Source organism: Streptomyces alfalfae (genome assembly GCF_004127445.1).
Taxonomy (GTDB): Bacteria; Actinomycetota; Actinomycetes; order Streptomycetales; family Streptomycetaceae; genus Streptomyces; species Streptomyces alfalfae.
Genome location: NZ_QEXM01000027.1, coordinates 20,607 through 34,933, shown reverse-complemented (window position 1 = coordinate 34,933; position 14,327 = coordinate 20,607). Strand labels below are relative to the sequence as shown.

Here is a 14,327-nt window from a genome sequence, read left to right as displayed (position 1 = left end):
GTCACTGCTCCTGGGGAGTGGGGCGGGTCGTCGGAGGGAAGTCGTACGTCTGCGTGGTGTGGGCGGCCAGGGTGCGGTCCGGATTCAGGCGTACGACGATGTGGCGCCGCCAGGCGGCGTCGTCGCGGTCGGCGTGGTCCTCGCGCCAGTGGCAGCCGCGGGTCTCCTCGCGGCGCAGGGCGGCGGCGACCAGGACGCGGGCCACGCACAGGAGGTTGGTCGTCTCCCAGGTGTCGACGCCGGGCTCGGCGGTCTTGCCGTCGTCGGCGAGGGCTCCCGCGGCCTCGGCGTGGATGCGCGCCAGGCGGGCGGCGGCCTCGCTGAGGGAGTCGGCGGAACGCAGCACTCCGGCGCCCTCGGTCATGACGCGCTGGATGGCGAAGCGGGCCTCGGGCGGCAGCAGGGGGTGCGTCGGGGTCTCCGGCTGCGCCACGGGTGCGGGCACGCCCGCGTGGAGGTCGCCCGCCGCGTGCCGCGCCGTGATGTCGGCGGCGATGCGCTCGGCGTAGACCAGGCCTTCGAGCAGGGAGTTCGAGGCCAGGCGGTTGGCGCCGTGCACGCCGGTGCAGGCGACCTCGCCGCAGGCGTAGAGCCCGGGGACGGTGGTGCGGCCGTGCGGGTCCGTGCGGACGCCGCCGGAGGCGTAGTGCGCGGCGGGGGCGACCGGGATGGGCTCGGTGACCGGGTCGATGCCGTGGGCGCGGCAGGCGGCGAGGATCGTCGGGAAGCGGTTCTCCCACATGTCGGCGCCGAAGTGCCTGCCGTCGAGGTACATGTGGTCGGCGCCGTGCTCCTGCATACGGCGCGTGATGCCCTTGGCGACGATGTCGCGGGGCGCCAGCTCGGCCAGCTCGTGCCGGCCGACCATGAAGCGCACGCCGTCGGCGTCCACCAGGTGCGCGCCCTCGCCCCTGACCGCCTCGGACACCAGCGGCTGCTGGCCCTCCGCGTCGACGCCGAGGAAGAGCACCGTGGGGTGGAACTGCACGAACTCCAGGTCGGAGACCTCGGCGCCCGCGCGCAGGGCGAGCGCGACGCCGTCGCCGGTGGACACCGAGGGGTTGGTGGTCGCCGAGAAGACCTGGCCCATGCCGCCGGTCGCGAGGACCACGGCGGGGGCGTGGACGGCGCCCACGCCGTCGTGCTGGCCCTCCCCCATGACGTGCAGGGAGACGCCCGCCGTGCGGCCGTCGGCGTCCGTGAGCAGGTCGAGGACCAGGGCGTTCTCCACGGTGGGTATGCCCCGCGCGCGGACGGCCTCGACCAGGGCCCGGGAGATCTCCGCGCCGGTGGCGTCGCCGCCCGCGTGCGCGATGCGGCGGCGGTGGTGGCCGCCCTCGCGGGTCAGCTCGATGACGCCCTCGGGGCCCGTGTCGAAGTGGGCGCCGGTCTCGATCAGCCTGCGTACGGCGTCCGGGCCCTCGGTGACGAGGATCCGGACGGCCTCCTCGTCGCAGAGGCCCACTCCGGCGACGAGGGTGTCGTCCAGGTGCTGCTCGGGGGTGTCGCCCTCGCCGAGGGCCGCGGCGATGCCGCCCTGGGCCCAGCGGGTGGAGCCGTCGTCGAGGCGGGCCTTGGTGACCACGACGGTCTTCAGGCCCGCCGCCTCGCACCGCAGGGCGGCGGTGAGGCCGGCCACGCCGGAGCCGACGACCACGATGTCGGCGTCGAGGGACCAGCCGGGGGCGGGCGCGTGCAGCCGTATTCCGGTGGCAGTCATACGGCGTCTCCGAAGGTGAGCGGGATGTTGTCGATCAGCCGCACCGTGCCGACCTTGGCGGCGACGGCGAGGATGGCCTCGCCGGTGTGGCCCGGACGGACCTCGCCGAAGTCGGCGGGGTCGACCAGCGCCACGTAGTCCAGCTCCAGCGGGGGCCGCAGGCGCGCGGCGTCGTCCAGGACGAGGCGGGCCGCCGCGACGACGGCCGCGGGGCCGCCGGAGGCCGAGGGGGCGGCGGACTCCGCAACGGCGTGGGCGTCGGCCGCCGCGCGGGACTCGCCCATGGCGTTCAGCGCGTCGGCACGCGCGCGCGAGGCGGGGGCGCTCGCGGCACGCGCGCGCAGGGCCTCCTGGGCGGCGTGCCGGTCGCGGCCCGCGAAGAGGGCCCGGGAGAGGGCGAGGGCGGTGCGCCGCTCGTCCGGCGCGAGGTAGCGGTTGCGGCTGGAGAGGGCCAGGCCGTCGTCCTCGCGCACGGTGGGGACGCCGACGATCTCCACGTCGAAGTTCAGGTCGCGTGCCATGCGGCGGATGAGGGCGAGCTGCTGGGCGTCCTTCTGGCCGAACAGCGCCACGTCGGGCCGGGTGAGGTGCAGCAGCTTGGCGACGACGGTGAGCATGCCGTCGAAGTGGCCGGGGCGCGCGGCCCCTTCGAGGACGGTGCCCATGGGGCCCGCGCTCACCCGGACCTGCGGCTCGCCGCCCGGGTAGACCTCGTCGACGCCGGGGGCGAACACGGTGTCCGCGCCCGCCTGTTCGGCGATCTTCACGTCGGCGTCCAGGGTGCGCGGATAGCGGTCCAGGTCCTCGCCCGCGCCGAACTGCAGGGGGTTCACGAAGACGGTGACGACGACCTCGCCGTCGGGCCCCGCGAGGCGGCGGGCGGCGCGGATCAGCGAGGCGTGGCCTTCGTGCAGGGCGCCCATCGTCATGACGACGGCTCTGCGGCCCGCACGCGCGCGTGTGCGCAGCGGCTCGGCGGTGTGCGCCAGGGTGGTGGTCATCGCGCTTCCCCTCCGGCGCCGCCCGTCGTGCCGGCGCCGTCGGCGAGCACTCCGAGGAGGTCCTCGGCGAGCTCCGGCTTGAGCAGGCCGTGGGCGAGGGCGCGGTCGGCGGTGGCGCGGGCCATCGCGATGTACCCGGCGACGGTCTGCGGGGCGTGCCTGCGCAACTCGGCGACATGGGCGGCGACCGTGCCCGCGTCGCCGCGCGCGACGGGTCCGGTGAGCGCGGCGTCGCCCGACCGCAGCGCGTTGTCCAGGGCGGCGCCGAGCAGGGGGCCGAGCATGCGGTCGGGGGCCGTGACGCCGGCGTCGCGCAGCAGGTCCATGGCCTCGGCCACCAGCGTGACCAGGTGGTTCGCGCCGAGAGCGAGCGCCGCGTGGTAGAGCGGGCGGCTCTCCTCGGCGATCCACTCGGGCTCGCCGCCCATCTCGATGACCAGCGCCTCGGCGGCCAGCCGCAGCTCCTCGGGCGCGGTCACGCCGAAAGAGCAGCCGGCCAGGCGCTGCACGTCGACGGGGGTCCCCGTGAACGTCATGGCGGGGTGCAGGGCCAGCGGCAGTGCGCCGGCCCGCAGCGCCGGTTCGAGGACCTTCGTGCCGTACCGCCCCGACGTGTGGACGAGGAGCTGGCCCTGGCGGATCGCCCCGGTCTCGGCGAGCCCCTCGACCAGGCCGGGCAGGGTGTCGTCGGGGACGGTCAGGAGCACCAGGTCGGCGCGGTCGAGGACCTCGGCGGGCGGGACGAGGGGGACGTCGGGCAGCAGGGCGGCGGCCCGCCGCACCGAGGCGTCGGACACCCCGGAGGCGGCGACCGGGCGGTGCCCGGCAAGCTGCAGCGACGCGGCGAGCGCGGGGCCGACGCGGCCCGCTCCCACGACTCCGACGGTGAGCCTCGCGGGGCGGTCCCGCGGGTCCGGCTGATGCGATGCGTTCACGCGATGACGCCTTCCGTTCCAGTCCGCTCGGGGTACCGGACGATTTCTCGTCATGCTAACGCGATTGGCCGGTGCCACGTCTTCCCGCTGTCCACAGGCTGTGGTTATTAGTGTGACCGGTACCGGCCGGGCAGGTCATGCTCTGGGCATGACTTCGCACGGCGCGACAGAAGCGTCCCTCCAGTCCCCCGCCGGCCCCTCCGCCACCGGCGACGAACCGGAGGCCGTCGGAGACGCGCCGGACGCCACCGGTGGCGAGCCGGACGCGCAGGCGAGGCGCATGGCGGCGGCCCGGGGCGCCACCCGCACGCTGGACCGCTCCCCCCTGCACGTCCCGCTCCTGGAACGCTTCTCCGCGCTCGCCGCCGCAGCCCCCGAAGCCGTCGGCCCGCGGGAACCGGTGGACCTCTACGGGAACGGCGTCGTCGCCACCCTGGAGGACGAGGTCGCGCGCCTGCTCGGCAAGGAGGCCGCCGCCTTCTTCCCGACGGGCACCATGGCCCAGCAGGTCGCCCTGCGCTGCTGGGCGGGCCGTACGGGGAACGCGACCGTGGCACTGCACCCCCTGGCGCATCCCGAGCTCCACGAGGGGGGCGCCCTGGGTGCGGTCAGCGGTCTGCGCACCGTGTGGCCGACGACCGAGCGGCGCCTGCCCACGGCCGACGAGGTACGGGACTTTCCCGAGCCCTTCGGGACGCTGATGCTGGAACTGCCGCTCAGGGACGCCGGTTTCGTGCTCCCGGCGTGGGAGGAGCTGGAAGCGGTGGTGGCGGCGGCGCGCGAGCGGGACGCGGTCGTCCACTTCGACGGCGCCCGCCTGTGGGAGTGCCCCACCCACTTCGGGCGGCCCCTTGCGGAGATCGCGGACCTCGCGGACACCGTGTACGTGTCGTTCTACAAGTCCCTCGAAGGGCTGAGCGGAGCCGCGCTCGTGGGGCCGCGCACGCTGATCGAGGAGGCGAAGGTCTGGCGCCACCGCTACGGAGGCCAGCTCTTCCAGCAGTTCCCCGCCGCCGTCTCGGCCCTGCTCGGCCTGCGGCGCGTGCTGCCTCGGCTGCCCGGCTACGTCGCCCACGCGCGCGTGGTGGCCGACGCGCTGCGCGAGGGGTTCGCCGCCGCCGGGGTGCCGTGGGCGCGCGTGCACCCCGAGCGCCCGCACACGCACCAGTTCCAGGTCTGGCTGCCGTACGAGCCCGGCGTCCTGAGCGAGGCCTCCCTCGAACAGGCCGAGGAGACGAAGACCCACCTCTTCGGGCGGTGGTTCCCCGACGGGCCGCCCGGCCTCTCGGTCACGGAGGTCACCGTGACCGAGGAGGGCCTGGCGTGGACGGCCGACGACGTCAAGGAAGCGGTCACGGAGTTCGTGCGACGGATCCCCGCCGACGGAACGCGCCGCGGATGAGCCCGCTCAGCGCGGAGCGGACGCGACCGCGGGCGGGACGTTCCTCGATGACGGCCCGGAAGCGGCCGTGGTCGCGGATCTCGCGGACGACCTGCCAGTCGTGCCGCCCCGGCGCGGGCGGCCTCGGCCCGCCGTGCTGGGCGGCGCGGTAGGTGTCGAGCAGGTGCTGCTGGATGACGCTCATGACGTACTACCTCTCATGGCAAAGGGTACTTAACGGGCATCGGCGGGCTGAGGAGGTCCGGGGAGGGCCGCACACGGTCAGGGAGGGCCGGCAGGGCGGAAGTGCCGTGCCGGTCGGTGGGGGGAAGAAGGGGACCGGACGCGGTGCCGGTCATTCGGCTACGGCGGCGCTGCCGTGCCTTTCGATGACTCCACACTGCTCCCGCGGCGCCATCTCCGTCGCGTCGATTGACGACGCTCGTCAATCGACGGCGGCGCTGTCAGTGGCGCGGTGCACCATGGGGCCATGAGCGTGCGCATCGACATCACCGGGCTGACCCCGGACCGGATCCACGTCGTGCCCTCACCCCTGAACGAGCTCGGCATGGCGCTGCACGCGCTGTCCGAACCGGGCCATCACCCGGGGCTCCAGGGGTGGGCCACGGCCGTCTCCGCGCGCCTGGACCCGTGCCTGGCGGACCGCATGTGCGAGGCCGACTTCCTGTGGCGCTCGACGTTCTCCGACGTGTTCGCGCCTTTCGCCGGACTCCCCGGACGGAACGCCCTGCCCGGCGAAACGCTCGCCGAGGAACTGGACCAGCTCGACCGGCTGACCGACGAGCAGTTCGTGGACGCCGCCCTGGAGTTCACCTGCCAGTCGACGAACGGGGAGCCGGACCGCAACATCCTGGCCGACCCCGCCGTGCAGCAGCGCGCGCTCGACCTGGCTGCCGCCCGCGGCCCCCACCAAGTGCGGTTCACCCGGCGGCTGCTCGACGACCCGCCCGCCGTCCGCACCTGGCTGCGCGGGCTGCTCCAGGACTGCGACGAGGCGTTCTTCGCCGACACCTGGGCCCGCCTGAGCCATCAGCTCGCCGCGGACGCCCGGCACAAGACCGAGCTGCTGCGGCGCAAGGGCCTCGGCGAGGCGCTGAAGTCGATCTCCGGAGTGGTCTCCCTGGACGAGAGCGTCCGGCGCATCACCATCGACAAGATCACCGACGGACACACGGCCACCGGCCACGGCGGCCTGGTGCTGATGCCGACCAGCCTCGGCTGGCCGCACCTCATGGTGCTGCACCGCAAGGGCTGGCAGGCGTTGATCACGTATCCCGTGAGCGCGCCCGGCCTCGCGGCCCCGCCCACCGTGGAGCAGCTGACCCGCCGCATGGCCGCGCTCGCGCACCCGGTGCGGATGCGGCTCTGCCGCCACCTGGCGCGCGGGTCGTACACCACGGGCGAGCTGGCCGACGCGCACGGCATGACCGCCCCGGAGATATCCCGGCACCTGACGGTCCTGAAGAAGGCCGAGCTGATCACCACGCGCCGCCGCGGGCGCTATGTGCAGCACCAGCTCGACATCAGCGTGGTCTCCCGCCTCGGCAGCGACTTCATCGAGGGCGTCCTGCGCTAGGCCCCGCCGGACCCGGAGCGGTCCGGGCGCTCCCCCGAAGCCGTCGACCTCAGCCGCCGCCCCCGGCCCGCACGAGGCCCGTCTCGTAGGCGAGCACGACGACCTGGACCCGGTCCCGCAGGCCCAGCTTGGTCAGGATGCGGCCGACATGGGTCTTCACGGTCGCCTCCGAGAGGACGAGCCGCGCCGCGATCTCGCCGTTCGACAGGCCCTGCGCGACGAGGATCATGACCTCGCGCTCGCGGTCCGTCAGGCGTTCGAGCTCCTTGTGCTGCGGCTGCCCGCCGGCGTTCGGCAGCATCGGCGCGAAACGGTCGAGCAGGCGCCGCGTGGTGGACGGCGCGACCACCGCGTCACCGCTGTGCACCGAGCGGATGGCGGTCAGCAGCTCCCCCGGGGGCACGTCCTTGAGCATGAAGCCGGACGCGCCCGCCTTCAGCCCCGAGAAGGCGTACTCGTCGAGGTCGAAGGTGGTCAGGATCAGCACCTTCGGCGGGTTGTCGCCCTGGCAGATGCGCCGGGTCGCCTCCACGCCGTCCAGCTTCGGCATGCGCACGTCCATCAGGACGACGTCGACCGCGGTCGACCGCAGCGCTTCGAGGGCCTCGACCCCGTCGCCCGCCTCCGCGACGACCTCCATGTCCGGCTGGGCGGCGAGCACCATCCGGAACCCGGTGCGCAGCAGCACCTGGTCGTCGACGAGCATCACGCGGATCGACATCAAGGAATCCCTTCGGGGGGCGAGTCGTTGACAGGTGTCATCGGTGGACGTCAATGTGCGGACTTCAGGGGCAGCAGGGCGCTGATCCGGAAGCCGCCGCCGGGCCGCGGACCCGCGTCCAGCGTCCCGCCGACCATACCGACGCGCTCCCGCATGCCGATCAGGCCGTGGCCCCTTCCGTCCGCGCCGCCGTCCTCGTACAGCTCGTGCGGGGCGCCCTTGCCGTCGTCCTCGACGAGCAGCCCGAGGCCGTCGTCGAAGTAGACGAGGCGCACGCTCGCCCCGGCGTTCTCGCCACCGTGCTTGCGCGTGTTCGTCAGCGCCTCCTGGACGATGCGGTACGCGGTGAGCTCGACGCCGCTGGGCAGCGGGCGCGGCGTTCCCTCGACCTTGTAATCCACGGGGAGACCGGACGTGCGTACCTGCTCGATCAGCTCGTCGAGCTGCTCGACGTCGGGCTGCGGGACGTACTCGGAGCCCTCCTCGGGCTCCCCGGTCCGCAGCACGCCGAGCAGCCGGCGCATCTCCGCGAGGGCCTGGCGGCCGGTGCCCGAGATCGTCTCCAGGGCCTTCTTGGCCTGGTCGGGCGCGGCGTCGAGGACGTACGCGGCGCCGTCGGCCTGGACCACCATCACCGAGACGTTGTGCGCGACCACGTCGTGGAGCTCGCGCGCGATGCGCGCCCGCTCGGCCGCCACCGCGACCTTGGACTGCGCCTCGCGCTCCCTCTCCAGACGGTCGGCGCGCTCCTCCAGCTCGGCGAGGTAGGCGCGGCGGGTGCGGATGGAGTCGCCGAGGACCCAGGCGAGCGCGAAGGGCACTATCTGGAACGCCGCGACGAGGACGCTGCCGGGGAGACCCATCTCGCCCGTGTGCCAGCGCATCATCGCGAGCGGGGCCGCGCACAGGCCGCCGATCAGCGCGAACCGCGAGGCCCACCGCGCCCCGTCGGCTGCCGCCGTGTAGATGATCACCAACATCGCGAAGTTGGCGGGCAGCTCCTCCACGTCGAAGACGAGCTGGAGGAAGCCGATGACCGCGGCGAGCACCAGCATCCACTCCGGCTTCCGCCGGCGCAGCGCCACCACCAGGGAGAGCCCGACGACGACCGGAACGGCCATGACACCCGGTTCCTTTCCGGGCTCCCACAGGGACACCAGAGTGAACCCGGAGATACCGAGCAGGAGGGCGGCCCAGGAGCCGTCCACCCAGGTCGGGTGTCGTCGGAGGAAGTCATAGAGGCGCTGCACGTAACCCAGAGTAGGCAGGCCCACAGCGCCCCGGGGTCAACCGGAGGTGCGATCCGTATCGCATGCGTGTACTCCCCAAGGTGGAGGCCCGCTTAGCCTGCGGTCGTGACGAACGACGAGCAGGCGAGCCCGGCCTCCGCCCCGCGCGGCTGGCGCGAGGCCACAAAGACCGCTCTGTACGGACCCGGCGGCTTCTACCTCCGCCCGGAAGGACCCGCGGGGCACTTCCGCACCTCCGTGCACGCCTCGCCCCTGTACGCGGACGCCGTGGCGCGGCTCCTGTGCCGCCTGGACGACGTGCTCGGGCGCCCCGGCGAGCTCGCCTTCGTCGACATGGGGGCGGGCCGCGGAGAGCTGACGTCCGGGGTCCTGGCCGCGCTGCCCGCGGACGTGGCGGCACGCGTGCGTGCGTACGCGGTGGAGCGCGCGGAGCGGCCCGCCGGGCTCGACCCGCGCGTGGAGTGGCGGGCCGCGCCCCCGGCCGGCGTCACGGGGCTGCTCTTCGCCAACGAATGGCTGGACAACGTCCCCCTGGACGTCGCCGAGGTCGCCGCCGACGGCACGGCACGCCGCGTCCTCGTGCGCGGGGACGGCGCCGAGTCGCTGGGCGGCCCCGTCGACGGGCGGGACGCCCGCTGGCTCGCCCGCTGGTGGCCGCTGGGCGACGAACCGGGCCTGCGGGCCGAGATCGGGCATCCCCGCGACGAGGCGTGGGCGGCGGCCGTGGCGGCCCTGGAACGCGGTCTGGCGGTCGCCGTGGACTACGCGCACCTCAAGGGGGCCCGGCCGCCCTACGGGACGCTCACGGGCTTCAGGGCGGGCCGGGAGACGGCTCCCGTGCCGGACGGGAGCTGCGACATCACCGCGCACGTGGCGCTGGACGCCTGCGCCGCCGAGGGAGCGGTGCTGCTCACCCAGCGGGCGGCGCTCGGCGCGCTCGGGGTGAGCGGTGGCCGCCCGCCGCTGGCCCTGGCCTCCAGTGACCCCGCGGCCTACGTACGCGCGCTGGCCCGCGCCGGGGAGGCCGCCGAGCTGACGGCGCCCGGCGGGCTCGGGGACTTCCGGTGGCTGCTCCAGCCGGTCGGCGTCCCCGAGCCGCCGCTCGCACCCTGAGAGCCCGCGGTCCGCGCGGGGGCCCTCACTTGTCGATGTCGCCGACCACGAAGAAGAGCGACCCCAGGATGGCCACCATGTCCGCGACCAACTGGCCGGGGAGCAGTTCGGTCAGCGCCTGGATGTTGTTGAACGAGGCCGAGCGCAGCTTCAGGCGGTACGGCGTCTTCTCGCCCTTGGAGACGAGGTAGTAGCCGTTGATGCCGAGGGGATTCTCGGTCCACGCGTACGTGTGGCCCTCCGGGGCCTTGAGGACCTTCGGCAGGCGCTGGTTGACCGGCCCCTGCGGCAGCTCCGCCAGCCGGTCCAGGCAGGCGTCGGCGAGGTCGAGGGCGTTGTGGGTCTGCTCCAGGAGGCACTCGAAGCGGGCCAGGCAGTCGCCCTCCTCGCGCGTGACGACCTTCAGGGTGTCCTGGAGTTCCCCGTACGCGAGGTAGGGCTCGTCGCGGCGCAGGTCGAAGTCGACGCCGGAGGCGCGGGCGATGGGGCCGCTCACTCCGTAGGCGTGGGCCGCGTCCGCCGTGAGGACGCCGACGCCGCGCGTACGGCCCCGGAAGATCTCGTTGCCGAGCACCAGGCGGTCGTACACGTCCATGCGGGAGCGCACCGACGCGACGGCCGCACGCGCGCGTGCGGTCCAGCCGGCGGGCATGTCCTCCTTGAGGCCGCCCACGCGGTTGAACATGTAGTGCATGCGACCGCCGGAAATCTCCTCCATGACGTTCTGCAGCTCCTCGCGCTCGCGGAACGCGTGGAACACCGGGGTGATCCCGCCCAGTTCGAGCGGGTAGGAGCCGAGGAACATCAGGTGGTTGAGGACGCGGTTCAGCTCCGCGAGCAGGGTGCGCGTCCACACCGCGCGCTCGGGGACCTCCATGCCGAGCATCCGCTCGACGGCCATCACGACACCCAGCTCGTTCGAGAAGGCCGACAGCCAGTCGTGGCGGTTGGCCAGCATCACGATCTGCCGGTAGTCCCGGGCCTCGAAGAGCTTCTCCGCGCCGCGGTGCATATAGCCGATGACCGGCTCCGCGTGCTGGACGCGCTCGCCGTCCAGGACGAGGCGCAGGCGGAGCACGCCGTGCGTGGACGGGTGCTGGGGGCCGATGTTGAGCACCATGTCGGTGCTCTCGGCGGCGCCGCCGATGCCGAGCGTGGTCTCCGTGGTGGTCTCCGTCGTGGGACTCATGCGCACAGTCTCTCGCACGCGTCCCCGGGTGACGGAGGTCGTACGTACGCTGGGTGCATGGACACGGGGACGGCAGGGCCCGCGGGACCGGCGGGGGCGCACGAGGGACCGGTCTGGACGGGGCTGCCGCGCGGCGTGCTGACGATGCGGCGGCTGCTGCTCGTGGTCTGGCTGGTGCCGCTCGCCGCGGCCGCCGGCGTGCTCCTCGGCCTGTTCGCGGGCCCGGCCTGGGCCGCCTTCGCCGTGCTGCCGCTCGCCGTGGCCGCCTGGGGCTGGGGGATGCTGGAGCGCAACTGGCGCTCGTGGCGGTACGCGGAGCGCGTCGACGACCTGCTGATCAGCCGGGGCGTGCTGTGGCGCCAGGAGACTGTCGTGCCGTACGGGCGGATGCAGCTCGTCGAGGTGACCTCGGGCCCCGTGGAGCGGCACTTCGGGCTCGCGGGCGTCCAGCTGCACACCGCCGCCGCGGCCACCGACGCGCGCATCCCGGGGCTGGTCCCCGAGGAGGCCGAGCGGCTGCGCGACCGGCTGACCGAGCTCGGCGAGGCCCGATCGGCGGGGCTGTGAACGGCGAGGCGGGCGCGCCGGACGGGGCGCCCACGACGGACGGCGCCACGGGCGAGGCGGGCCGCGAGGGCTCCCCGCCCGGCGGGGACGCGGTCCAGGAGCGGCGGCTGCACCCGGTCACGCCGCTGCGCCGCGCGTGGGCTCCGTTCGCTCTCCTGGTGGGCTGGGCGCTCCACGACCCGAACGGCACACAGCAGCGCCTGTCCGAGCTGACCGCCACCACCCTGCTGGCCGGCAGCGCGGCCGTGGTGCTCGGCGGAGCCGCGTACGGCCTGATGAGCTGGTGGTTCACCCACTTCGCGGTCACCGACACCGAGCTGCGCATCCGCACCGGCCTGTTCTTCCGGCGCACCGCCCACATCCGCCTCGACCGCCTCCAGGCCGTCGACGTGACGCGCCCGCTGCTCGCCCGCGTCGTGGGCGTCGCCAAGCTGAAGCTGGACGTCGTCGGCGCCGACAAGAAGGACGAGCTGGCCTTCCTCGGCGAGCGGGAGGCGGCCGAGCTGCGGGCCGAACTGCTCGCCCGGGCGGCCGGTTTCGCCCCCGAGCAGGCCCGCGAGGTCGGCGAGGCCCCGGTCCGCGCCCTCCTGCACGTGCAGCCGCGCATGCTCGCCGTCTCCCTCCTGCTGACCGGCGCGCCCTGGGTGATGCTGGCGGCGGCGGTGGTCGTGCCGGCCTTCCTCTGGTTCGTCACGCACAGCGTCTGGACCGTCCTCGCCACGTCCCTGCCGATGCTGGGCGGCGCGTTCGCGAGCAGCGGCGGACGCTTCATCACGGAGTACGACTGGACGGTCGGCGAGTCCCCCGACGGCCTCCGCATCGACCACGGGCTGCTCGACAAGGCCCACGAGACGGTGCCGCCGGGCCGCGTGCAGACCGTGCACGTCGTGCAGCCACTGCTGTGGCGGCGGTACGGCTGGGTGCGCGTCGAGCTGGACGTGGCGGGCTCGTCCAACGGCGTCCTGGTGCCGGTGGCGCCGCGTGCGGAGGCCGAGGCGCTGATCGGGCGCGTGCTGCCCGGCGTCCGCGTCCCGGAGGCCGACGCTCTGGTGCGGCCGCCCGCCCGCGCGGCGTGGTGCGTCCCGCTGTGGTGGAAGGGGTACGGCATCGCGGTCACCGACGCGGTCTTCGCGGCCCGGCACGGCCTGCTCAAGCGCCGCCTCTCGCTGGTGCCGCACGCCAAGGTGCAGAGCGTCCAGCTGGCGCAAGGCCCGTGGGAGCGCCACAAGGACGTGGCCGACGTACGGGTCCACACCGGCGCCAACAAGACGGTGACCGCACGGCTCCGCCCGGCCGCGGAGGCGGCGGCGCTGCTCCAGTCCCAGGCGGACCGCTCCCGCACGGGCCGCCGCGAGGCCCGGCCGGACCGGTGGATGGCGTAGGGGCCCCGGCCCCGGCCCCGGCTTCGGCCCCGGGAGACCTTGCACGAAAGTCCCGGCGACACGCCGTGTGATACGGCGTGTCGCCGGGACTTTCCCGCAATCAGCCCTCGAAGCGGGGCCGAACCGAGGCCGGGGCTTATGCCCGCAGTGCCGTGCGGAGGTCCGCCATGTCCAGCTGCTCCGTCTCGTCGTGGGCCGTCAGGTCGATCACCTGGCCCACGCCTCGCTCGGCGTCCGCCTCGGGCCCGGCCTCGGGCGCGCTTTCGGGTGCGGCCTCGGGACGGTCCGCCTCGGCCTCGGCCTCCGCCTTGTGCACCGCCAGGGCCTCCTCGCCGACCACGTCGGCCAGGTCCGCGTCCTGCACGGCTTCCAGCGAAGCGGGGGTCGCGCCGCCCTCGTTGCCGAAGAAGTCGAACCCGCCCTGGGGCGCCGGGCGGCGTGCCTGCACGGGCGGCGCGACGGCGACCGCGCGCTCATGCCCGCCGTACCCGTCGGCCGCCCCTTCCTGCCCCCGCTCCCCGTCGTCCTCCGCCCCGGCCTCCGCCACCGGCGGCGCGGCAGGCGCCGGCTCCGGTCGCGAGGTCATGCGGTCGAGCGCGGCGTTGGCCCGCTGGAAGAGCGACGGCGTCGGGGCGGCGCCCTCCCGGGTGCCGGTGACGGCCGCCGGGGCGGCCTTCGCCGGCCGCGCGGGGCGGTCCGCCGTGCGCGCGGCGGGCACCGGCGCCCCCGCCCGCACCGCGGGTACGAGGTCCACCGCGCCCGGCACCAGGTCGTCGGCGCCCGCCTTCGACAGCGCGGGGGCCGGGGCCGAGGCCTCTATGGCGAGCAGGCGCCTGCCTTCGAGTGCACTGGCCCGCTCGGTCTCGGCGGTGGCGTAGCGGCGCAGCAGGTCGGCGTGTTCGTTGCGCAGGGCGGCCAGCTCGGCCCGCTTGGCGCGCAGCTTGGTCTCCAGCCTGCCCCGCAGCTCGCGCGACTCCTCCAGATCGGCCTCGGCCTCGGCGATCCGCTCCTCGTGGCGCCACTCGTCGCTCGCGCGGGCCCGGCCGAGCTCGGCGATCTGTTTCCCGGCCGCCTGGTCCCAGCGGCGCATGACGACCGAGCCGACGACGGCGGCGGCCGCCGCGACCGCGGCGAGTCCGCGGAGCACGAGCGGTTCCGCGAACATCCAGGCGCCGCCGGCGCTGAGAACAGAGACGCCGGCGACCGCCGAAGGCGGAAGCAGCCTGTGCAGGGGTGGGGAATGGCGGTGACGTCCACGTGGCATGGCCAGAAACTTACCGCGCGTAGGCGAAGTCATGTGTCCGGCCCGCCAAAAAGCAGAAGTCGTCGGCCACAACTCGTCATAACTCCCCCACCCTTTTCTTGATCAACTAGCCGGGCGGCCGGCGTTCCCGCCGGCCGGCCTCACACCAGGCCTCCGACTCGTCCCGGATCAGGCCATCCGACTCGCCTCGGATCAGACCATCCGACC

General features: G+C 74.5%; 13 protein-coding genes. 5 read left to right on the top strand and 8 right to left on the bottom strand.

Annotated elements, in window-relative coordinates; translation table 11 throughout:
• Position 1: 1 nt before the first annotated feature.
• Genes DCW30_RS12405 through DCW30_RS12395 form a run of 3 tightly spaced genes read right to left on the bottom strand, consistent with a single transcriptional unit; the run spans position 2 to position 3,656 of the window.
• Positions 2-1,720 (bottom strand): L-aspartate oxidase, encoded by a 1,719-nt coding sequence (locus tag DCW30_RS12405; protein ID WP_076685101.1) that lies wholly within the window; start codon positions 1,718-1,720, stop codon positions 2-4.
• Complete coding sequence (gene panC / locus DCW30_RS12400) at positions 1,717-2,721, bottom strand: pantoate--beta-alanine ligase (protein ID WP_076685102.1); 1,005 nt, start codon at positions 2,719-2,721, stop codon at positions 1,717-1,719. The genes DCW30_RS12405 and panC overlap by 4 nt, the downstream gene beginning before the upstream one ends.
• Positions 2,718-3,656: a Rossmann-like and DUF2520 domain-containing protein gene (locus DCW30_RS12395; RefSeq protein WP_076685103.1), complete on the bottom strand. Its 939-nt coding sequence runs from the start codon at positions 3,654-3,656 to the stop codon at positions 2,718-2,720. The genes panC and DCW30_RS12395 overlap by 4 nt, the downstream gene beginning before the upstream one ends.
• A gap of 148 nt (positions 3,657-3,804) precedes the next feature.
• Here DCW30_RS12395 and DCW30_RS12390 point away from each other — a divergent pair, with 148 nt between their 5' ends.
• Entirely contained in the window at positions 3,805-5,058 is a 1,254-nt protein-coding gene (locus DCW30_RS12390) for a threonine aldolase family protein (protein WP_079250041.1), read from the top strand.
• Here DCW30_RS12390 and DCW30_RS12385 read toward each other — a convergent pair.
• Positions 5,009-5,242 (bottom strand): hypothetical protein, encoded by a 234-nt coding sequence (locus DCW30_RS12385; RefSeq protein ID WP_076685104.1) that lies wholly within the window; start codon positions 5,240-5,242, stop codon positions 5,009-5,011. The genes DCW30_RS12390 and DCW30_RS12385 overlap by 50 nt on opposite strands.
• Positions 5,243-5,527: 285 nt before the next feature.
• Here DCW30_RS12385 and DCW30_RS12380 point away from each other — a divergent pair, with 285 nt between their 5' ends.
• Positions 5,528-6,634, top strand: coding sequence for a DUF5937 family protein (locus DCW30_RS12380; protein WP_062771597.1), 1,107 nt, complete (start codon positions 5,528-5,530; stop codon positions 6,632-6,634).
• 49 nt (positions 6,635-6,683) lie between these two features.
• Here DCW30_RS12380 and DCW30_RS12375 read toward each other — a convergent pair whose 3' ends face one another.
• Together DCW30_RS12375 and DCW30_RS12370 are read right to left on the bottom strand one after the other, a co-directional pair.
• A complete protein-coding gene (locus tag DCW30_RS12375) occupies positions 6,684-7,355 on the bottom strand; it encodes a response regulator transcription factor (protein ID WP_062771594.1) in 672 nt (223 codons plus the stop codon).
• Positions 7,356-7,405: 50 nt separating this feature from the next.
• The gene (locus DCW30_RS12370) at positions 7,406-8,605 is read right to left on the bottom strand and encodes a sensor histidine kinase (protein ID WP_076689016.1); all 1,200 of its coding nucleotides are present in this window, start codon (positions 8,603-8,605) and stop codon (positions 7,406-7,408) included.
• 105 nt (positions 8,606-8,710) lie between these two features.
• Here DCW30_RS12370 and DCW30_RS12365 point away from each other — a divergent pair, with 105 nt between their 5' ends.
• Positions 8,711-9,718 carry an SAM-dependent methyltransferase gene (locus DCW30_RS12365; RefSeq protein ID WP_076685105.1) on the top strand — a complete coding sequence of 336 codons (1,008 nt, stop codon included), beginning with the start codon at positions 8,711-8,713 and terminating at the stop codon, positions 9,716-9,718.
• 25 nt (positions 9,719-9,743) lie between these two features.
• Here the strand turns inward: DCW30_RS12365 and DCW30_RS12360 are convergent, their stop codons facing one another.
• Entirely contained in the window at positions 9,744-10,907 is a 1,164-nt protein-coding gene (locus DCW30_RS12360; RefSeq protein WP_076685106.1) for an NADH-quinone oxidoreductase subunit D, read from the bottom strand.
• Between the two features lie 57 nt (positions 10,908-10,964).
• Between DCW30_RS12360 and DCW30_RS12355 the strand changes: the two genes are divergently transcribed.
• Together DCW30_RS12355 and DCW30_RS12350 are read left to right on the top strand one after the other, a co-directional pair.
• Positions 10,965-11,474, top strand: a complete 510-nt coding sequence (locus DCW30_RS12355; protein WP_076685107.1) for a PH domain-containing protein — start codon at positions 10,965-10,967, stop codon at positions 11,472-11,474.
• Positions 11,471-12,856 carry a PH domain-containing protein gene (locus DCW30_RS12350; RefSeq protein ID WP_079250042.1) on the top strand — a complete coding sequence of 462 codons (1,386 nt, stop codon included), beginning with the start codon at positions 11,471-11,473 and terminating at the stop codon, positions 12,854-12,856. Before DCW30_RS12355 ends, DCW30_RS12350 begins: the two co-directional genes overlap by 4 nt.
• Positions 12,857-12,992: 136 nt before the next feature.
• Here DCW30_RS12350 and DCW30_RS12345 read toward each other — a convergent pair whose 3' ends face one another.
• The gene (locus tag DCW30_RS12345; RefSeq protein WP_076685108.1) at positions 12,993-14,120 is read right to left on the bottom strand and encodes a hypothetical protein; all 1,128 of its coding nucleotides are present in this window, start codon (positions 14,118-14,120) and stop codon (positions 12,993-12,995) included.
• Positions 14,121-14,327: the final 207 nt, after the last annotated feature.

What these genes read in the sequence shown, in the direction of transcription:
- DCW30_RS12405 (WP_076685101.1), bottom strand. Translation starts at nt 1,720, where the DNA reads ATGACTGCCACCGGAATACGGCTGCACGCGCCCGCCCCCGGCTGGTCC.
- panC (WP_076685102.1), bottom strand. Translation starts at nt 2,721, where the DNA reads ATGACCACCACCCTGGCGCACACCGCCGAGCCGCTGCGCACACGCGCG.
- DCW30_RS12390 (WP_079250041.1), top strand. Translation starts at nt 3,805, where the DNA reads ATGACTTCGCACGGCGCGACAGAAGCGTCCCTCCAGTCCCCCGCCGGC.
- DCW30_RS12385 (WP_076685104.1), bottom strand. Translation starts at nt 5,242, where the DNA reads ATGAGCGTCATCCAGCAGCACCTGCTCGACACCTACCGCGCCGCCCAG.
- DCW30_RS12380 (WP_062771597.1), top strand. Translation starts at nt 5,528, where the DNA reads ATGAGCGTGCGCATCGACATCACCGGGCTGACCCCGGACCGGATCCAC.
- DCW30_RS12375 (WP_062771594.1), bottom strand. Translation starts at nt 7,355, where the DNA reads ATGTCGATCCGCGTGATGCTCGTCGACGACCAGGTGCTGCTGCGCACC.
- DCW30_RS12360 (WP_076685106.1), bottom strand. Translation starts at nt 10,907, where the DNA reads ATGAGTCCCACGACGGAGACCACCACGGAGACCACGCTCGGCATCGGC.
- DCW30_RS12355 (WP_076685107.1), top strand. Translation starts at nt 10,965, where the DNA reads ATGGACACGGGGACGGCAGGGCCCGCGGGACCGGCGGGGGCGCACGAG.
- DCW30_RS12345 (WP_076685108.1), bottom strand. Translation starts at nt 14,120, where the DNA reads ATGCCACGTGGACGTCACCGCCATTCCCCACCCCTGCACAGGCTGCTT.